At 62.4% G+C, this 19,830-nt stretch carries 18 protein-coding genes; 12 read left to right on the plus strand and 6 right to left on the minus strand.

Features of this window, described 5'->3' with window-relative positions; all coding sequences use genetic code 11:
* Positions 1–15 precede the first annotated feature (15 nt).
* Positions 16–252: a hypothetical protein gene (locus tag IE126_RS19835; RefSeq protein WP_229825708.1), complete on the minus strand. Its 237-nt coding sequence runs from the start codon at positions 250–252 to the stop codon at positions 16–18.
* Between the two features lie 257 nt (positions 253–509).
* On the opposite strand from IE126_RS19835, the gene IE126_RS19840 reads away from it, so the two are divergent.
* Both IE126_RS19840 and IE126_RS19845 read left to right on the plus strand, forming a co-directional pair.
* The gene (locus IE126_RS19840; RefSeq protein WP_066478980.1) at positions 510–809 is read left to right on the plus strand and encodes a type II toxin-antitoxin system TacA family antitoxin; all 300 of its coding nucleotides are present in this window, start codon (positions 510–512) and stop codon (positions 807–809) included.
* Between the two features lie 4 nt (positions 810–813).
* Positions 814–1,323: a GNAT family N-acetyltransferase gene (locus IE126_RS19845; RefSeq protein ID WP_015740123.1), complete on the plus strand. Its 510-nt coding sequence runs from the start codon at positions 814–816 to the stop codon at positions 1,321–1,323.
* Positions 1,324–1,598: 275 nt separating this feature from the next.
* Here IE126_RS19845 and IE126_RS19850 read toward each other — a convergent pair whose 3' ends face one another.
* The 5 genes from IE126_RS19850 to IE126_RS19870 are packed head-to-tail and all read right to left on the minus strand — an operon-like array spanning position 1,599 to position 7,454.
* Complete coding sequence (locus tag IE126_RS19850; protein WP_066704005.1) at positions 1,599–2,492, minus strand: 3'-5' exonuclease; 894 nt, start codon at positions 2,490–2,492, stop codon at positions 1,599–1,601.
* Positions 2,479–4,509 (minus strand): ATP-binding protein, encoded by a 2,031-nt coding sequence (locus tag IE126_RS19855; RefSeq protein ID WP_066704003.1) that lies wholly within the window; start codon positions 4,507–4,509, stop codon positions 2,479–2,481. Before IE126_RS19855 ends, IE126_RS19850 begins: the two co-directional genes overlap by 14 nt.
* The gene (locus IE126_RS19860; RefSeq protein ID WP_066704000.1) at positions 4,506–5,828 is read right to left on the minus strand and encodes an SIR2 family protein; all 1,323 of its coding nucleotides are present in this window, start codon (positions 5,826–5,828) and stop codon (positions 4,506–4,508) included. Before IE126_RS19860 ends, IE126_RS19855 begins: the two co-directional genes overlap by 4 nt.
* Positions 5,829–5,851: 23 nt before the next feature.
* The gene (locus IE126_RS19865) at positions 5,852–6,868 is read right to left on the minus strand and encodes a nucleotidyl transferase AbiEii/AbiGii toxin family protein (RefSeq protein WP_066703996.1); all 1,017 of its coding nucleotides are present in this window, start codon (positions 6,866–6,868) and stop codon (positions 5,852–5,854) included.
* Positions 6,861–7,454: a DUF6088 family protein gene (locus tag IE126_RS19870; RefSeq protein WP_066703993.1), complete on the minus strand. Its 594-nt coding sequence runs from the start codon at positions 7,452–7,454 to the stop codon at positions 6,861–6,863. The genes IE126_RS19865 and IE126_RS19870 overlap by 8 nt, the downstream gene beginning before the upstream one ends.
* A gap of 235 nt (positions 7,455–7,689) precedes the next feature.
* Between IE126_RS19870 and IE126_RS19875 the strand changes: the two genes are divergently transcribed.
* The 10 genes from IE126_RS19875 to IE126_RS19920 all read left to right on the plus strand — a co-directional run bounded on the left by IE126_RS19875 (position 7,690) and on the right by IE126_RS19920 (position 19,679).
* Entirely contained in the window at positions 7,690–8,652 is a 963-nt protein-coding gene (locus IE126_RS19875; RefSeq protein ID WP_089220814.1) for an ArdC family protein, read from the plus strand.
* Positions 8,653–8,691: 39 nt separating this feature from the next.
* The gene (locus tag IE126_RS19880) at positions 8,692–9,045 is read left to right on the plus strand and encodes a DUF2958 domain-containing protein (protein ID WP_229825710.1); all 354 of its coding nucleotides are present in this window, start codon (positions 8,692–8,694) and stop codon (positions 9,043–9,045) included.
* Between the two features lie 124 nt (positions 9,046–9,169).
* On the plus strand, positions 9,170–11,308 hold the full coding sequence (locus IE126_RS19885; RefSeq protein WP_066704144.1) for a ParB/RepB/Spo0J family partition protein: 2,139 nt from the start codon (positions 9,170–9,172) through the stop codon (positions 11,306–11,308).
* A gap of 97 nt (positions 11,309–11,405) precedes the next feature.
* Positions 11,406–11,711: a hypothetical protein gene (locus tag IE126_RS19890; protein ID WP_009450568.1), complete on the plus strand. Its 306-nt coding sequence runs from the start codon at positions 11,406–11,408 to the stop codon at positions 11,709–11,711.
* 417 nt (positions 11,712–12,128) lie between these two features.
* The gene (locus tag IE126_RS19895) at positions 12,129–12,293 is read left to right on the plus strand and encodes a hypothetical protein (protein WP_009450567.1); all 165 of its coding nucleotides are present in this window, start codon (positions 12,129–12,131) and stop codon (positions 12,291–12,293) included.
* Between the two features lie 199 nt (positions 12,294–12,492).
* Entirely contained in the window at positions 12,493–13,041 is a 549-nt protein-coding gene (locus IE126_RS19900) for a hypothetical protein (protein ID WP_066704141.1), read from the plus strand.
* A gap of 65 nt (positions 13,042–13,106) precedes the next feature.
* Entirely contained in the window at positions 13,107–13,523 is a 417-nt protein-coding gene (locus IE126_RS19905) for a hypothetical protein (protein WP_066704139.1), read from the plus strand.
* Entirely contained in the window at positions 13,516–14,160 is a 645-nt protein-coding gene (locus tag IE126_RS19910; protein WP_066704137.1) for an antitoxin of toxin-antitoxin stability system, read from the plus strand. The genes IE126_RS19905 and IE126_RS19910 overlap by 8 nt, the downstream gene beginning before the upstream one ends.
* Before the next feature lie 159 nt (positions 14,161–14,319).
* A complete protein-coding gene (locus IE126_RS19915) occupies positions 14,320–18,642 on the plus strand; it encodes a strawberry notch-like NTP hydrolase domain-containing protein (protein ID WP_189381961.1) in 4,323 nt (1,440 codons plus the stop codon).
* A complete protein-coding gene (locus IE126_RS19920) occupies positions 18,642–19,679 on the plus strand; it encodes a DUF7146 domain-containing protein (protein WP_015740137.1) in 1,038 nt (345 codons plus the stop codon). The genes IE126_RS19915 and IE126_RS19920 overlap by 1 nt, the downstream gene beginning before the upstream one ends.
* Positions 19,680–19,830 lie beyond the last annotated feature (151 nt).

A 19,830-nucleotide genomic window follows, 5' to 3' on the forward strand; every position in this document is an offset into this window, starting at 1 on the left:
TGGCTCCTATCCGCATCAGGAGGTGCGCTTCCTCCTTTGCCTGGATAACGTCACTTCCTCTGCAAAGCATTCCCGTGCCGCCTGCTTTGCCAGAATGCCGACCAGACGCAGAAGGCGAGGGTCGGGAATGCCGCGCGGCGTAAACGTCAACTCCGGCTCGTCCAGCAGCAAAGATTCGAGCAGCGCTTCGCGCTCGGCTCCTGTAATCTTTGCTGTGTTTTGTGGGGCTCGCAAGGTCATAACTGACAGCATTCGTCCCATGCTCGGCATAAGCAATGGAATTTACAGGCGAACATTCGGCGGCGATCAGTATGCCGACGCGTGTCATGGCGTGCGGGGGCGTAGTCTGGCGAGCCGTGGCATAGTGAAATGACCTGTCGGAATCGATCGCTGTCGCCGTCATCTTTCGCCTCGATACTACCCCATCGGAAGCTGTTGCTTGTGGATGCGACTTTATCGTATTGTATTTAGAGATACAAGATGCCATCTTCCGACCAAGGAGAATCGCCATGGCCAACACTGCCGAACGCAAGGAATATCCGATCTCAATGCGTCTGCCCGAGGCCGATGTTGCCATGATCGATCGTGCTGCCAGCCTGCGCGGCCGCTCGCGCACCGATTTCGTGCGCGACGCCGCTGTGCGCGCGGCCGAGGAGGTCGTCATGGAGCAGGGCCTGATCCGGATGAGCCCGGAAGGCTTTGCCCAGTTCATGGATGTGCTGTCGCGTCCGGTTGCTCCTGTTCCGGAGATGGTTGAAGTGCTTAAGCGGCCTGCGCCGTGGGAGCCCGGCTACGCAGCGAAACAGTAATCCCTTGCTGCTTTCAGGACCCGAGCTGCTTTCCGCCGCCCACGATGTTTCCCAGTTTTCCTGTGGCAAGCCGACGCTCGACCACTGGCTGAAGACCCGCGCGCTCTCCAATCAGCAGAAGGGCTTTACCGCCGTTCTCGTCGTGCATGAGGCAGGGCGTGTGGTGGGATATTACGGCCTTGCACCAACAGCCGTTGTGCCATCGGTGCTACCGCGCTCCATCCGGACGGGACAGCCGCCTAATCCAATTCCCTGCATGCTGCTTGGTCAGCTCGCGACCGATATCGGCTCGGCCGGGTTGGGTATCGGGACTGGCCTTGTGAAGCACGCCCTCCAACGGTGCGTTCAGGCCGCATCGCTGATCGGTGGGCGGGCATTGATGGTCAACGCCGTCGACGGGGAGGCTGCCGAATTCTGGCAGCGCCGAGGATTTGAGCCTACCAGAGATGATGAACTGGTCCTGTTTCGCTCGATCAGCGATATTGCTGCGTCGCTCCGTGAGGCTGGAAGGTGAATAGCCCCATGTTTGGTGGACGTCTTCCTTGCTAAATTGAGGCAAGGACCTGCGCCGGACATTCAAGACGGTGACCGGCAAGGCGAGGATCTCGAAGGAAATCCGCGACCGCCTCCAGAACCACGCGTTGCAGGATGCCAGCTGCGAGAAGCATGACTGCTAGGCACTACATGGTGGAAAAGCGCGCCGACATGACGAAAAGGGAAAAGTTCGTCTCCGCCACGCTTGCCAAGAAGTGCCGGAAGGGCATGCAATAGCCCGGCGTTCGACGGCACTCAGATCCTGTCTGAAAACCGATCATAAGCATCGATCCGCCGAACCGGGGGATCGACCTCATACCGATAGATTTCCGTTCTCAAGAACCGTAGTTCGGCCTCGCACTGAGCCTCGGGAACGTCAATATACCAGGCGCGCGGCTGCGGGCCGGGATCGCCGTTCCAGCGGTACCCCCGCGCTTTAAGGACATCCTTGAGGTCAAAGGGCGCGTTCTCCGCCCAGATTCGCCAAGAAACGGTACGAGCGCCGTCCAGGAGACGGCTGAGACCTGTAGCGCCAGATCGGGGCAGCCACATCGCCAACAACTCGACCGTAGCAAGACAGTCGTGCATCGCGCGGTGGCGGTCGTAGAAGAAGCCGGCGGCCTGAGCGAGATAGGCGAGTTTCGTGCCCTCGAACCCCTCTGCTGCCCAATCGATCTGGCTGAGCGAGCATGCCCACGGCTTCGTCGAGAACACGTCGTTGAATCGTTCGAGGAAGCGGCGGTCGAACGCCGCATTGTGCGCGATGACGAGCGAAGCCGGCGCTGCGAATGAGGCTACCGCTGCGGGATCAACAATCTGGCCGGCCACCATCTCGTTGGTGATGCCCGTGATCCCGATGATTTCCGGGGCGATAGGCTTGCTCGGCTGACGCAGCCCTTGGAAGCTGTCGCCCACGCTGAAAATGGTGCCATCCAAGCCGTAGTTGAATGGTGTCATGGCGAGTTCGATGATCTCGTCGCGCTGAGGGTCGAGCCCCGTGGTCTCCACATCGACCACCAGGCCGAGGCGCAGCGGCGTGCCTGGCGGAGGAACGATGCGAGGGCGCGGTTTGAGACGCCGGATGACCCGGTAGTCTCCCGTGGCCTCCAGCGCCTGCGCCAGGGTCTCCAGATGGTCAGAAGATGTCATCGTCTGAAGCTTCGTTTACTGCCATCGGCTCCCCTCCAGCGGTATCGGCCGGAGCGAGTCGAATGTCGGCGGCTCGACCTTCTTCGTGGAACCACAAATCGACCACGGCGGTATCGTCGCTGCGCGGCCGCGGTGATGCCTCCCGCACCCTGAATGTCGTCGGGAGATTGACCGATGTTCCGAACACCAGCGCGTGCTGCCGAGGCAATGACGGCAAACGCTTCAAGACCGAATCCGAGATGAACGGCGTCATCTGCCGAATCTGAGAAAGATCGTCGGGGTTCTGGATGCGGTGAACCAGGAAATTGGAGCACTGGCTGAGAACCGTCTTGGACAGTTCACTCGGGCGTTGCGATGCCAAGAGCACGAACATGCCGTACTTGCGCCCTTCCTTGGCGATGCGCTCGAATATCTTGGTTGCGTCGATGGAAAACCGGGAGGGCGTTGAGGCAACGTACCTGTGAGCCTCTTCGAGGAGCAGATGTATCGGGAAACGGTTTCTTGGTTCCGCATGGCGAAGGAACCGAAAAAGCATGCGTGCGATGACCGCACTGACCAACTCAACGATTTCATCTTCGACGGAGTTCAGATCAATGATAATGACTTGATTGCGTTTGGTGAACGCTTCGCCAACAACCCTTCCCAGACCGACGATGTTGGTCAAGAATTCCAGATCGCTTACAGCCGCACCAACGTCAGCTCCTTCGTGACGTAAAAAGGCATATTCGGTCCTCTCCTGGAGAGATCTGAGCCGCGTGACCATGGAAGAGCAGTAATCTCGGATTTGGCGGTTGCCGTGAGCCTCCTCATAAAGGATCGCGAAATCCAGACATTCGTGCAGCTCATCGAAAGAGAACGGCGTCCGATCGTAGGCTGGTAAGGGAGCATCTTCCCGGAGCTTCTTCCTTACTTCATCCAGAAATGCCGATTGGTTGTTGCCAGAAAAATTTCCGTATTGAAAATTCGGATTGAAGCGGTTCAACAACGCCATATTCAGATCGTTCGTCGGATACTTCTGAAGAAGAGAAACGACGCGCTGAAACTTCGACACTGGGGAGTCGCCATCCGCACCTCGAAAGCACTCGATGATGCAAGTGGCGACAAAGTGCTCGCGCAGAGCCAGAGCGTCTGGCGTGTTGGCATGAAAGAGACTTGTCAGACCTAACGCCGTCCGAAGGACCGGCAGTTGCGTTCGCTCGCTCGCCTGCAAAAGCAGTTCCCACTCTGCCATTTCCAGGAACCAATGCGGCATCCGAAAGCCAGCGGTCGTCCCATCAAGGATTACGCGATGGACGCCGATGCCGCCGTCTTTTGCCAAAGGAGAAAGCGCCTCGTGATACTCGCCATTCACGTCGAAGACGATAAACGTCGCTCCGCGAGCGTGATGTTCGTCCGGTTTGCTGAAAAGGGACTGCAAGACCGAGGCGACCGTGCAGGATTTACCGCTGCCGGTATTGCCCAGGACCGCGACATGACCGCCGAAGAACTCGTTCAGACGAACTTTGACGTCGTAGTCCTCGAACACCACCGACTTGCCGATCGGTAGAACCCGATAGCGCGTGGCCCCTTCGGGTTGGCAGGCGCCGCCATCCGGGCCGACTGACGGCTCGACGGCGGCCTCGGTCTCAAAGATGCGATCGAGCTCGCCATCCAGCGCATACAGTGCGTCCGCATACAGAGACGGGAAAACCGACACACCGAAGCGGAACGCGCCGCCGCGCATCGGCAACATGCCGACGGGCACCACGTCCAGATATTTCGAGGAGCCGGCCCGGTCGAAATCGCCCCGCTCGGAAGGCGTGCTCGCGTCGCGCTCACGCAGGCCGACAACCTCGACCACGACATATTCCGACTGCGACGGAATCATCAGGAATGATCCCAGTCGCGCCACATAATGCACGTCGTCGAAGCCGACGACCGTGAAGTTGTCGGTGCCGACATGCATCTCGACAACAAAGCGGTCGGCCGCAACCGAGACCACCTTGCCGATCGCCCGCTTGCGATCGTCGTGGCTCATGCCTCGCCATCCTTTGTCTCGTCGCCCCTTTTCGGCGCCAGCTCCGACAACACCTTGCGGACGGCGTCATCAATCCTGTCGCTGGGGCGCTGGGGCATGAAATGCTCGACGATCATGTCGAAGTAGTGCGCCCTCGTCCCGTCGGAAGGGCCATTGCCTCCAATGATCCAAATGCGCGGATCGCGCAGCGCCCGCAGCTTGGCGATCTCTCCCTCCGTGTCAGGCGCCGCAAAGATCACCAAGCGGAAGGTCGGGATCGTCAGAGCCTGATAGATGATGTTGTTCAGGTGCTCGTCGCCGAAGGCGTAGCCGGCCGTGATGAGAACGCTCTGCTCGCGCACGATCCGGGACTGAAATTCCCGGAACAGGTCTGCGTAGGGCGAGCCGAGCGAAGAGTTCTGCTTCGCCGGCGTCGGATAGATCAGCATCTGGTTCGTGGATTCCGGTGGCCAGACTTCCTTGATCGGGAAGAGACCATGATCGTCCTCGGTCCAAGTGACCGAACCATGCAATTTGCAGAGATAGACGAAGGCGTCCACGGCGGTCCACTTGCGGCTGGCGACGTCGAGCTGCTCGGCCAGAGCATAGCGGAAGATCGCCGGGTTGAAGCGGCGTTCCACGACGCCGGAAAAACCGTTGGCATAGGGAATGCCCAGGCGATCCATCGCCAATTCGCTGAAATGATCGTAGTTGGTCGTGAACACCCAGGGCCGGGGCAAGGACCGATCGCGTAGGACCAGTTTCTTGTAGAAACGCTCGTAGAGGTCGCGCACGGTCGTGTCGCCCTCCGTGGCGAAGGCCCCTTGGGTGACACGGGTCCATAGGAAGTCCTGGACCTTCTTGATGATGCCGTCGAGAACAGCGCGATAGGGGTGAAGATCGGGATTCTCGCTCTGGCGCAGCACGAACCGTTGCGCGAACAGCACCTCCATCAAGCGTTCCAGGTTACGGCTGTAATCCTTCGCCAGGTCGACTCCGAGCGCGTCGAGATAGTCGAGTTCGTCTTTGGTCAGCCGCCACGGTGCCGGTACAGCGCCGGCTGTTGGCGGATCGCTGTAGAATCCCGCCGCGCGTGCCTCGATGGTTTCGCCGCAAAACTCCTTGGCCAGCGGCGCCATGGTCGCAATGCCGAGTTCCTTTTTGTCCTTCATCAGGGAAGAACATCCGGCGCCGAGCAGAAATGCGATGTTCTTGGCGTTCACGGCCTCGGAAATCGCCTTGCGGGCGCTCTCGATCCCCTTGTTCCAGTCCAGTTCAGATGGCTCGGCATCGCCGTCCCGCAGAAACTGGAATTTTCGCTCTTCTTCGACTTCGCTCATATACCCCCGGTCCTCCCAGTTTCTTACTTGGCTGCTCTGTTCGCGCGCGCGGCTATATCAGCGCACTGCGCCATGAGCGCTTCGAACGGCTCCTCGTCGTCGAAGAGCAGTCCATCCTCAACCATGCGGGCATAGTCATCCTCCAACGCCTTCGCGCCATCGCCGACCGGCACGAGTTGCAAGCCGCCGCTGACAGCCGCTGCATAGTCGATCGGCGTGTGGTCGGCGGCCTTCTCTGCGAAGAACATCGACTTGTGCCGAGCGACAGCGTTGGCCAGGTCGCGATCGGCAAAAGCGGCTTCCGCGAAGCCGGCTTCGTCCAGTCGGACAACATCGTGCCAATGTCGCGCGAAGCGGTCGCCGCGCAGCCGCTCCTGGAGGCAGAAGACGTGGATGGCGGTCGCCTTCTCCCAGAACGTCCGCTCCGCGTGCATGACGCGCGGCCGCGCCGTCGGGAAGAGCAGCCCCTCGATCAGGCCGGCCGCGTCGCAGACGACGTCGCGCAAGCTCGCGGGTTCGCCCGTCGAGCGCGCGCCGAACTCCAGCATGACGCTTGGAGCCACATAGCCGGACCCGGCTGCGGTCGCCTCATAGTCGATGAAGAGCTTCTCATCCTCGACGCGGACGGCCGCCGCCAGACCTTCGACGGCCAGTGCGGTCTCGATCACAGGCTGCACGGTTTCCGCGACCCATGCCGGTAACCGCCGACGGACCTCGCTGGACCAGCGCTTTTCCTCGCTTCGTGTCTTCGGCAGACCCTCGCCATTGTCCCCAACCAGATCGGGCGCAATCGCCCGAATGTCGTAGGTCAGATCCACGTCCTCCGAAAACCGGCGAATGACCTGATAGGCTTTCGACAACGACGTGCCACCCTTGAACACCAGATGCTCGCCGAGCGGTGCCGCGTAGAGCGTCGCCAGCGCCCACACCACCCACACATCCTTTTCGAGAAGATGGGTGGGACGACCCGAACGGTCGGCGACGACGCTCAACGCGTCACGCCGATCCTCGGCCGAAAGCTGGAGGAAAACGTCAGCCATAGGCCGCCTTTCCGACGCTCTGCGCGAGCCATGTCGGAAGCTGCGGCGCGGCGGCGACCAGTTCGCCGAACACGCCGGGCGGCATCTTCCGCTTCAAGGTCGTGAGCGCGGCCTCCGCCTTTTCGGGGCCGAGCCAGGCCAGCGCCCGCACGGCCTCGCCTGCGGGGCGGTTGGCCAGGGCCAGTTGCCAGCGCGGCGCGTGCCGCAATTCGACGACCTGCTTGCCGAGGTGTATCTTTCGGCTGCGTCCGGAGGTCAGATAGACCGAGCGGACGGGCACCTGCGTCGTCAAGCCAAGCGCGTTCGCCGCGGCGGCTCCGTTCGAGACGATGATCTCCCCTTTTTGGGTCGCGAGGGCCTCGACAGCCTGCTTGACCGAAGGTGCGCGCGTGCCAAACCGACTGGCGATGGGGCGCAGATAGACGCCACGACCGGCGCGGATGAGCTGCCCGCGCTCGGACAGACGCGACAATGCCTGATCCACGGCCGCCCGGTTTCCGAGGTGGAGCAGGCCCTTGGCGGACACGGGCATCCCTTCGGGAAGTCCCGTCGCATGTGCCAGAATCTGTTCGGTCAGCCGTGTCATCGTCTTTCTCCTGTTGGAAATATACGCGGGTTTCTGACAGTTTTCAAGGAAGCGCAGGGGAACATACCGAATAGGGGGAAAGCCTTCCCCTGCGGCCGAGCCTTGGTCTCTACCTACCCCTTCTGCGGGGAGATCCCCGCAACGCCCCCTTCAGAGTGAGAGTGCGGACGGATTTTCCGTGACGGGTTAAGAGCTGGAGGAGAGGCTTCCGGCACCCGTCGCGGAGATCATCCCGATGGCCAGACAGGGTCGTAACCTCGCGGAAGGTGGCGCGCGCAGCAACCTTTACGACGACATCACCAACAAGATCATCGCCGAGCTGGAGCAAGGGCGGTTGCCATGGGTCCAGCCCTGGGGTGCGTCGCCTGATACCGCCCCGCTGGGCCTGCCGAGAAATGCTTCAACCGGCCGGTCCTATTCCGGCATCAATATTCTCATCCTCTGGGGGGCTGTCATCCAGCATGGTTTCCCCGCTCAGGCGTGGCTGACGTTCCGCCAGGCGCTTTCGCTTGGCGGCAATGTCAGGAAGGGCGAACGTGGCACGACTGTCGTTTATGCCGACCGTTTCACCCCCGAGGACGAGAAGCGCCGTGCCCGCGAAACGGGTGAGGATGCGCATGCCATTCCGTTCCTGAAGCGGTTCACGGTCTTTAACGCCGCGCAATGCGATGGCCTACCCGATGAGATCACGGCAGTCGCGCCGCCACCGCCGCCGGGCCTTATCGAACCTCAGGTCGAGGCGTTGATCCGGGCCACCGGCATCGACTTCCGTATTGGCGGCAATCGCGCCTTCTATATGCCGTCGCTCGACTATGTGCAGGTGCCGCCTCCGCAAGCCTATTTCGAGCCGATCAACTGGCACAGGACGGCCCTGCATGAACTGGGGCACGCCAGCGGCCATCACAGCCGCCTCAACCGCGATCTGACCGGCTCGTTCGGTTCGAAGAAATACGCCTTCGAGGAGATGATTGCCGAACAGACCGCAGCTTTCAGTTGCGCCGCGCTCGGGATCCTGCCGACCGTCCGCCATGCCGATTACATCGGATCGTGGCTGGAGGTCATGCGCGAGGATTCCCGCGCCATTGTCCGCGCGGCCTCGCAGGCCAGCAAGGCGGCGGACTGGCTGCTGTCGCATCTGCTTGCCGAAGACACCGGGGAGTCGGATGCGAGCGAAACCGACCGGAGGGCGGCGGCATGATCCTCCTGACAGGCGCACAGCACGACCGCCTGCTGGCCAATGGTCGCCAGCGCGATCAAGATCACATCCCCGGTCGTGAAGTTCTTCAATCCCATCGGTGAAGGCGTCTGGCTCGCTACCGAGCTGGATGAGGATGGCGACATCATGTTCGGCCTGGCGGATCTCGGCCATCCCGAACTGGGTTCGTGGAGCCTTGGCGAGATGCAGTCAGTCCGGCTGCCATTCGGCATGGGCATCGAGTGCGATCTGCTGTTCACCGGCGATTTCCCGATCTCGGTCTGGGCCGAGGCCGCCCGTGAGACCGGCAGCATCCGCGCCGCCGAGCGTTTGCTCTACGGCGTCGGCGCGAGCTTTTCCCGCACATCCGCCGATACAGAAAACCGGAGTGCCTGATTTCCGGGTTTCAGGTTCTGCGGCTGGCGTCGCTCTCTTCAGAGGAAGAGGGCGGCGCTTCGCTTCGTGACGGGCTGATAGCCGGAGAGAGAGGCTCACCGGCGTCCGTCATGGAGTAACTGACATGGCCACTGCCGTTCAGAAGATCACCCTGTCGTCCTCGCGCGACATTCCCTTCAACAAGCTGGTGCTCAGCCAGTCCAACGTCCGGCGCGTCAAGGCCGGCATCTCGGTCGAGGAACTGGCCGAGTCCATCGCCCGCCGCGGCCTGATCCAGTCCCTGCATGTCCGTCCGGTGGTGGATGCCGGGGGCAAGGAAACCGGCATGTTCGAGGTGCCCGCCGGCGGTCGCCGGTTCCGGGCGCTGGAACTGCTGGTCAAGCAGAAGCGCCTCGCCAAAAGTGCGCCGGTCCCGTGCGTGGTGTCGGAGGCCAGCGCCGATGTGCTGATCGACGAGGTATCGCTCGCCGAGAATATCGAGCGCGCTCCGCTGCATCCGCTCGATCAGTTCCGCGCTTTCCAGGCCATGCGCGAAAAGGGCATGACCGAGGAAGCCATCGCCGCCGCCTTCTTTGTGGATGCCAAGGTGGTGAAGCAGCGCCTGCGTCTGGTTTCCGTCTCACCGGCATTGCTCGACGTCTATGCCGAGGACGGCATGACGCTGGAACAACTCATGGCCTTCAGCGTCAGTTCTGACCATGCCCGTCAGGAGCAGGTCTGGGAAGCGATCAGGGATGGCTGGCAGAAGGAACCCTACCACATCCGACGCCTGCTGACCGAAACCACAGTCCGCGCCGCCGACAAACGGGCGGTGTTCGTTGGTATCGATGCCTATGAAGAGGCTGGCGGCTGCGTGCTGCGTGATCTCTTTCAGCAGGACGATGGTGGCTGGCTGCAAGATCCGGTGCTGCTCGACCGGTTGGTGGGCGAAAAACTGAAGGCCGAGGGCGAAGCCATCGCCGCCGAGGGCTGGAAATGGATCGAGGTCGCCATCACCTTCCCCTATGGTCACGACCATGGCCTACGCCAGATTGTCGGCACCACGGTCGATCTGAGCGAAGAGGAACGCGCCACCCGCGAAGCATTGCGCGACGAGTATGACCGGCTTGAAGTCGAATATGGCGAGGCGGACGAGCTGCCTGACGAGATCGACGCCCGCTTGGGTGAGATCGAACTGGCTCTGGAAACCTTCGAGCGCCGTCCGATGACCTTCGAGCCGGACCAGATCAGCATGGCGGGTGTCTTCATCAGCATCGACGCCGATGGCGCATTGCTGATCGAGCGCGGCTATGTTCGCGCCGAAGATGAAACGCCTGCGGAACCGGAAGCTGAAATCGTTGACCCGGAAACCGGCGAGGTGATCCAGCGGTCAGAACCGGAGGTAAGCCGCATGGGTGCAGTTATCACGCTGGGCGGCCAGGCGGTCGAAACTGAGGAGGAAGACGAGGCCGACATCATCAAGCCGCTGCCCGATCGCCTGGTCAGCGAGCTGACCGCGCATCGCACGCTGGCGCTGCGGGATGCGGTGGCAGTAAACCCGCATGTCGCTATGACGGCACTGCTGCACAGGCTGGCCATGGATTGCTTCATGCCGCATTCCAGCAAGGGATGCCTCGAAGCCCAGGTCCGGGAGGTTCATCTGCCCGCACAGGCCGAGGATCTGCGCGACAGCGCGTCGGCCAAGGCTATCGCTGACCGCCACGAACGCTGGTGCGATCATGTCCCGGCAGACGATGCCGCCCTCTGGGATTGGCTGACCGATCTGGACGATGGGTCGCGCATGGAGTTACTCGCCCATTGCGTCAGCTTCGGTGTCAATGCGCTCTATGAGAAGCCGAACCCTTACAGTGGCACGGGCGTCAGCCAGCACGGGCTGGACATCCGCCTGTCGCAGGCTGACCGGCTGGCCCGTTCGACCGGCCTCGACATGGTGGCCGTGGGCTGGCGGCCGACGGTCGGCAATTATCTCGGCCGCGTGACCAAGCCGCGTATCCTTGAAGCTGTACGTGAAGGGGCCGGAGACCGGGCCGCCGAGTTGATCGGACATCTCAAGAAGGGCGACATGGCCAAGGAAGCCGAACGCCTGCTGGCGGAAACCGGCTGGCTGCCTGAGCCGCTGCGCATGGCGGACGAGGGTATCGAAGTCGACCCGGCATCGGGCATTGCGGCGGAAGCCGACAATCTGCCCGATTTCCTCTCCGGCGATGGCGAGGACGACCCCGCTGACGATGAGGAAGAACAGCATATGGTCGCTGCTGAATAGCACTCATGCGGGGCGGCTTCGGTCGCCCCGTTCTAACCGCTCCGTTTCCGTAACTCGCCCGATCCTCGTGATCGGGCTTTTTCTTTGGAGAGCCGCCATGGCTGCCAGCATCGACGTTGATGAAATATTTGCTCAGGATCGGGAAAACCGTCCGCTGGAGCGTACACTGCCCTGGGAGGAAAGCCGCGACGGCATGACCGTTGTTGTGGAGCCAAAGCCCCATTGGGCCGAAGATATGCGCGTTTTCCGGCTCGATGCCCGTGAATACTGCCGCTATGCCGAATGGACTGCCCATGGCGGCCGTGCGCGCTTCTATGGTCACATCGATACATCGGGCGACGATCTGATGATGAAAGCCCGCGCGATGGTTGCCCGCGAAATTGCCGATGGGCTTTGGAGCTGAAGACCCGATCGCAGGGTCTCTGGCCGTGAGGATGGGATGTCTGCACCGGACGGGCCCAATCCGGCTTCACCATGCAATCCGCCATCCCGATCAGGACAAGCGGCAGCCATCTCTGGCCTGAAGGAACACGATCCTGATGCCAGCATGGTGGCAAGGCTGACGCGGCAGAGCATCTGCGACGGGTATCCGGCATCCTGTCAGATGCGAAAAACCACCCCCGCTTCCATTCGCAAACCTTGGTCCGATCCGTCTCTTTGACATTCAACCCCAAAGGGGTCGGCTTACGCGCGCGTGCCGCCCTCGGGGATTCGGGAAAAGTCCGAACGCCCTCGGGTGATTGCAGATCCGGTCAGACACTTCGGGCGCCTGTCGCGCGGGGGATGGTCCCCCGCCTCCCAAAGACAGGAGCCGGAACCCATGTCCTATGCAGATGCCACCGCCTTCGCCGCCAGCCTTGCCGCCACGCTGATGGTTTCGATCGTTGTGTTCCAGGCCGGAGACGGCACCCACGCCGCGTGCCCTGCCGCCGAGTTCGACGGCGACGACGACATGGTGAAGCTGGAGCTGGACCCGTGGGAATAAGGCGCGAAAGCGCCTCATCCCCGACGGCCCGAGCGCGGCAGCCCGCGCTTCGGGCCTTCAGCGCCTCGCGATGGTTCCCATCGCCGGCAGCGGAACCGGGAACGAGCCCGGTCAGAGAGGAAGAGTGCGGGCCGTTCGGCCGTGACGGGTTGAGGGTCGGAGAGAGAGGCTCACCGGCGCCCGTCATGGAGTGATCCCGATGACCTTTGCCCGTTCCGAAACCTTCCGTTCCATCGGCCAGATTCTGGCTGCCGATGTTCTGCCCGCGCTTTATCGGTCGCAAAAGCTGCCGCTGCGTATCTCATGCCTTGGCGTGGCCAGTTATGACGCCAGTGACGCGGCGAACGGTTTTGACCGCGTGATCCCGCTTGGCGAATGCCCGTCACCGGAAGAGGCCATCCAGGCCGCAGCCTTGCGCCTGTCGCGCGGTGATATTCGCACGGGGCCGGACAGCTTTCCGTATTTTCAGCCGCGCATCATGCTCATTCAGGACCGAGATCAGCGCCTGGTCCTCGCCGGTGAAATCCGCGCCGGCATTATCCTCTGGCAACAGCCAGTCGCATCCGATGCCGAGGCACGCAGGATCGTGACCGAGGCCAGCCGCCTGCGCAGTATGGCATTCCGGGCCTCGGACCCCGGTGATGCGAGACGGCTGCGTTACCGCGCCGCTGCGCTGGAGGCCCGATTGGTCGATCCCTTCTGGCGCGAAACCTCGGCCGATCTACTCCGCCTGCCACAGGCCGCCTGAGCTTCACCCATTTCATCCCATTCGGCTCGGCCATACGCCGAGCCATGTCATGTCCGGAGACCGTCATGGCCGACTATTACATGCACTTTTCCTGCCTGCTCGACGTAGGCACCCCCGCAAACGCCGCCCGCGCGCTCGATCTCTACAACGCTCTGGCAGATGACAATGCCGCTGAGGATCCGCCCTCGGATGGCTTCCTGCTCTCCATCCAGCCAGAGCATGGCGGTACGCAACTCTGGATGCGCGATGATGTCACGGGTGACCCTGAGCATGTCATCCAATTCGTCAAACGCTGCGCTGCCGAATTTGGCCTGAGCGGATTGTGGGGTTTCCAGTACGCAAATAGCTGCTCGAAACCGCGCATCGACGGATTTGGTGGTGGGGCGCATGTCCTTGATCTCGCCACCGGCGAGACAGTGGACTGGATCTATACCGATGGCTGGCTTTCCTCGGTTCTGGAAGGGAGAGCCCCCTATGCCTGAGGTCATCGAAACCACCGTCTATCGCCTCAACGAATTGTCTGATGCGGCAAAGGACAAGGCCCGTGCTTGGTATCGTGAGGGCGGCTTCGACTATGACTGGTACGATGCCGTCTATGAGGATTTCCAGCGCATCGCGGAAATCCTCGGGTTGAACCTCAAGACCCGCACCGTCCGATTGATGGGCGGCGGCACCCGGCAGGAACCCTGCATCTGGTTCCGCGGCTTCTGTTCACAAGGTGACGGTGCGTGCTTTGAATCGTGGTATTCCTACCGGAAACATGCTCCGCGCCTTATCCGGGAGCACGCACCGCAGGACACCGAATTGCATCGTATCGCCGATGCCCTTCAGGCGGTCCAGCGCCGCAACTTCTATCAGCTTCGCGCCGATGCCAGCCATCGCGGCCATTATTATCACGAATACTGCATGTCGATCACGGTCGAGCGCGACAGCCCGACCTGGCAGGACATGACCGCTGATGCCGAGGAGGCGGTCATCGAGGCGCTGCGCGATCTGGCCCGCTGGCTCTACCGCCAGCTTGAGCGCGAGTATGATTATCTGTCCTCGGACGAGGCTGTCGATGAAACCATTGCCGCCAATGAATACACCTTCACCGCAGCTGGTCGCCGCTTCGGATGATCCCGAGAAGACACTGACAAGCGCCCCACCGTCCGGTCGGGGCGCTTTTTTTATGCTGCGCTTTGAGAGTCAGAGGCGGGCCGGAAGGGGTTAAGTCCGGGCGGTCGAGAGAGAGCGCTGTTCGGACTCTTCCATTTCTGCTCTCCTGAGGTTTCCGACATGAACATGGTGTTTCCCGTGGCCGATCCGGTCACACCACTGGCGGCTGCGCCCGCGATTCTGGCTGCGGCTAATCTTTTGCTTCCGTCTCTCGAACGCGGTGAACGCATCGATGCCGCCACCTTGCGCCGTGCTATGGAAACGGCCTTCGGCGCGTCCGACGCTACTGGCGTCTGGGACTGGAAGCTGGCCTATGAGGCGTGCGAAGTCGCTACCGTCCTTTTCTTACGCAAATACGGAAAGGCGCTTTTCCGTAAAGCCGCGTCTCCGGCGGCACGCATTTCCGTGCTGGCAAAGATCGCGGCGCTGTTGCCCACGCAGACCCGGCGTTCCGAGGAAAGCCAAAACCTCCAGCAATTTTCGACGCCGATCCCGCTCGGCCTTACCGCTCTGACGGCTGCCGCGATTACGCCCGATGACAGGGTGCTGGAACCATCGGCGGGCACCGGCCTTCTGGCGATCCTGGCGCAGACCATCGGTGGCTCGCTGATCCTCAACGAACTGGCCGAGACCCGCGCCGATCTGCTTGCCCAGATCTTTCCGGCTTTTGCCGTCACCCGCTTCGACGCCGCCCAGATCGATGATCATCTGGCTCCGGATGCTGTCCCGTCCGTGGTGCTGATGAACCCGCCATTCTCGGTCATGGCCAATGTCAGCGGGCGTGTCGCGGATGCGGCCTATCGCCATGTTGCCGCGGCACTGGCCCGTCTTGCTCCCGGCGGGCGGTTGGTGACGATCACCGGCGCTGGCTTTGGCCCCGAAGCTCCGGCATGGCGGGACGCCTTCATCCGCTTGCAGGCCCGTGGCCGCGTGGTGTTCAGCGCTGCCGTCGATGGCGCGGTCTATGCAAAGCACGGCACCACGATCGACACGCGGCTGACCGTGATCGACAAACTGCCCGCCGACGATCCCGCCAGTTTGCCGGCTTCGCCGGGGATCGCGCCTGATGTTGCCACGCTGATCAGATGGATCGAGGAACAGGTTCCGCCGCGCCTGCCAGTGTCATTGCCGAAGATCGTGGTTTCCGCTTCGGCCACCGCGCCGAAGACCGTGCGGGGCTATCTCGCACGCTCGGCGGTTACGCGATCTGTCGCTGCTTCGGCCAATGATCCTGATGGCGTCGAACTCGCCTATGAGACCGTGGACTGGACGCCACCGGAAGGCGCTCGCCTGTCCGACGCGATCTATGAGGAATATGCGCTGCAATCGCTGCGTATCGCTGGTGCACAGCCGCATCCGACCAAGCTGGTGCAATCCGCCGCCATGGCCTCGGTCGCACCGCCCAAGCCGTCCTACCGGCCCATGCTGCCGCCCGACATCTGCGCGCGTCTGTCGGACGCCCAGCTTGAAACGGTGATCTATGCAGGTGAAGCCCACGCCGATCATCTCGCCGGCGCCTGGACCGTGGACGAGCATTTCGACAATGTGAGTGCCGCGCCCGAGGATGCTGCCGGATCGATCCGCTTTCGCCGGGGCTTCATGCTCGGGGATGGAACCGGCGCTGGCAAGGGTCGCCAGTCCGCCGCCATCATTCTCGACAACTGGCTTCGCGGTCGGCGCAAGGCGATCTGGATCTCCAAATCCGACAAGCTGATCGAGGACGCGCAACGCGACTGGTCGGCGCTCGGCATGGAACGGCTGCTGGTCACGCCTCTGTCACGCTTCCCGCAGGGCAAGCCGATCACGCTGTCGGAAGGCATCCTTTTTACCACCTATGCCACGCTACGCTCCGACGACCGGGGCGAGAAGGTTTCCCGCGTCAAGCAGATCGTCGAATGGTTGGGGTCCGATTTCGATGGAGCCATTATCTTCGACGAGAGCCATTCCATGCAGAATGCCGGTGGCGGAAAAGGTGAACGCGGTGATGTCGCCGCCTCGCAGCAGGGACGTGCGGGCCTGCGGCTTCAGCACGCGCTGCCCGACGCCCGCGTCGTCTATGTCTCGGCGACTGGCGCCACCACCGTCCATAATCTCGCCTATGCTCAGCGCCTCGGCCTCTGGGGCGGTGAGGACTTTCCGTTCCAGACCCGCGCCGAGTTCGTCGAGGCGATCGAATCCGGTGGCGTTGCGGCCATGGAGGTCCTGGCCCGCGACCTGCGATCTCTCGGCCTCTATACCGCCCGCTCACTCTCCTATGATGGCGTCGAATATGAACTGATCGAGCATCAGCTCACGGACGAACAGCGGCACATTTACGACTCATATGCTGCCGCCTTCGCTGTCATTCATGGAAACCTGGACGCGGCGATGGAAGCCGCCAACATCACCGGCAGCGATGGGACGCTGAACCGGCAGGCCAAATCCGCCGCCCGTTCGGCCTTTGAAAGCACCAAGCAGCGCTTCTTTGGCCATCTGCTGACCTCCATGAAAACCCCGACCCTGATCCGGTCCATCGAGGCCGATCTGGAAGCGGGCCATGCCGCCGTCATCCAGATCGTCTCGACTGGCGAAGCCCTGATGGAACGGCGGCTGTCCGAGATCCCGACCGAGGAATGGAACGATATTTCCGTCGATGTCACGCCGAGGGAGTATGTCGGCTCGTATTTGCAGCATTCCTTCCCGGTGCAGCTCTATGAACCCTTCACCGATGGCGAGGGCAACCTGTCGTCACGCCCCGTCTTCCGCGATGGTCAGCCGGTGGAATGCCGCGAAGCCGTGGCGCGGCGCGACGAGATGCTGGAGCAGCTGGGTTCGCTTCCGCCTGTCCCCGGAGCGCTCGACCAGATCGTGCAGCGCTTCGGCACGGATATGGTGGCCGAGGTCACAGGCCGCTCACGCCGGATCGTGCGCAAGGGTGACGGGGTATCGGCACGTCTTGCGGTCGAGAACCGTGCGCCTTCTGCCAACCTTGCCGAGACCTCGGCCTTCATGGATGACCAGAAGCGCGTTCTGGTCTTCTCTGATGCCGGTGGCACGGGGCGCAGCTATCACGCCGAACTCTCTGCGAAAAACCAGCGGCTGCGCGTGCATTACCTGCTGGAACCTGGCTGGAAGGCCGATGCCGCCATTCAGGGGCTGGGCCGCACCAATCGCACCAATCAGGCGCAGCCGCCGCTGTTCAGACCCATCGCCACGGATGTCAAAGCCGAGAAGCGCTTTCTCTCGACCATCGCCCGCCGCCTCGACACGCTGGGCGCGATCACACGCGGCCAGCGCCAGACCGGCGGTCAGGGGCTGTTCCGTCCCGAAGATAATCTGGAATCCGCCTATGCTCGCGATGCGTTGCGCCAGCTCTATCTGCTGATTGTGCGCGGCAAGGTCGAGGGATGCTCGCTCGAACGGTTTGAATCCGCAACCGGCCTGAAGCTGATGGACAGCAATGGTGTGAAGGACGAACTGCCGCCGATCACCACCTTCCTCAACCGCCTGCTAGCATTGACCATCGAATTGCAGGGCATCCTGTTCGCCGCCTTCGAGCAGCTTCTGCAGGCGCGTATCGACGGGGCGATTGCATCCGGCACCTATGATATGGGGCTGGAAACGCTGAAGGCCGAAAGTTTCATCGTCACCGACCGGCAAGTGATCCACACCCATCCGGGCACCGGCGCGGAAACCCGGCTCCTGACGCTCACCGAGCGCAAACGCAATCAGCCGGTCACGCTCGATGCGGCCGTCGCTGAACTGGATGATCCGCGTGCCAAACTGCTCATCAACGAGCGATCCGGTCGTGCCGCCGTGCAGATCCCGACCACCAGCGTCATGCTGGATGATGGCGAGATCGAACGGCGCGTGCGGCTGATCCGGCCCATGGAGGCGATGAACATTCCGGTTCGGGCGATGGGCGAGACCCACTGGATCGAGGCCGACCGTGCCGACTTCACCGTGGCCTGGAAGGCAGAACTGGCCGAGGTGCCGGAGTTTACCGACAGCATTCTGCATATGGTGACTGGGCTGCTTCTGCCGATCTGGAAACGGCTGCCGCAGGACTCCTCCCGCGTCTATCGGCTGCAGACCGACGAGGGCGAACGCATCATCGGTCGCCGGGTATCGCCGGCATGGGCTGCCAATGCCTCGACCAGTGGCGTTACCAGCAGCCTGACACCCGATGCCGCCTATGCCGCGCTGATCGAAGGTCGCACGATCCTTGATCTCGCCGAGGGGCTGCAACTGCGCCGCGTCCGGGTCATGGGCGCCAACCGGATCGAACTGACCGGCTTTACTGACGCGATGCGCGACCGGTTGCGGGCCTATGGCCTCTTCAGCGAGATCATCTCGTGGAAACTGCGCTTCTTCGTGCCTGTCGATGCAACGGGACCGGAGATCACCGGTAAACTGCTTGACCGCTTCCCGGTTGAGCGCATCGGTGAGCGGGAGGCCGCATAATGGCGCGTCTCAACGCTTCCGAACTGGCACACCGCCTCGGCCGACAGGCCGAGGCGGTGTGCCGTCACTATCTGTCGAATGGTCGCAAACAGGGCAATTACTGGCAGGTTGGCGATGTCCGAAACACGGCTGGCCGCTCCATGTTCGTCCGGCTGCACGACAGCGTGAAAGGCATTGCCGGTAAATGGCAGGACTCGGCCACGGGTGAATATGGCGATCTGCTCGATGTCATCCGGGATTCGCTCGGTCTGATCGACTTCGCCGACGTTGCCGAAGAGGCCCGGCGCTTCCTCAGCCTGCCGCATCCTGAACCACAGCCGCCACCCCGTCAGTCCCGTCCGCCAGCACCATCGGGATCATCGGAGGCCGCACGCCGACTCTGGCGCATGACACAGCCGCTGATCGGCAGCACCGCAGAAGCGTATTTACGCGGACGCGGCATTACGGATTTACGCCAGACCGCAAATCTGCGCTTTCATCCCAACTGCTACTGGCGGCCCGAGGACGATGGCCCGACGCAAGCCTGGCCCGCCATGATCGCCGCCGTCACCGACCTCGATGGCAGGATTACCGGCGCACACCGCACATGGCTGGCCCCTGACGGTTCCGGCAAGGCACCCGTCGATCCACCGAGGAAGGCAATGGGCGACCTGCTCGGACATGCAGTTCGTTACGGGGATGCGCAGGATGTCATGGCAGCGGGGGAAGGTATCGAAACCATCCTGTCGTTGCGTCAGGCTCTGCCCACCATGCCAATGGTTTCCGCACTCTCGGCCGGGCATCTCGCTGCCATCCTGTTCCCGCAGCAACTGCGCAGGCTCTATATCGTCCGCGACAACGATCCGGCAGGTGACAGCGCCCGCGATAGCCTGGTGGACCGGGCGCACGAGGTCGGGATCGAGACCATCACGCTCTCGCCCATGATGGGGGACTTCAACGAAGATCTCACAACTCACGGGCTGGATGCCGTTCGGGCAGAGATCCGGGTGCAAATCGCTCCCGAGGACGTCAGCCGCTTCATGGCTTCAATAGAATAGCCGGCACGAGACCGTGATCGGGGCGTACCGATCCTGTCATGCGCATAGGCTGCATCCTGTCATCAGCAGAGGACCGCGCCTTGGCCTTCCGAGAGGGCGATCGGCCCACAAACGCTCCGGTCAGGCAATGGCGGCGCCCGACTGATTTCCG

Origin of the sequence: Gemmobacter nanjingensis, assembly GCF_014652195.1 — a bacterium.
In the GTDB taxonomy this organism is placed as follows: Bacteria; Pseudomonadota; Alphaproteobacteria; order Rhodobacterales; family Rhodobacteraceae; genus Gemmobacter; species Gemmobacter caeni.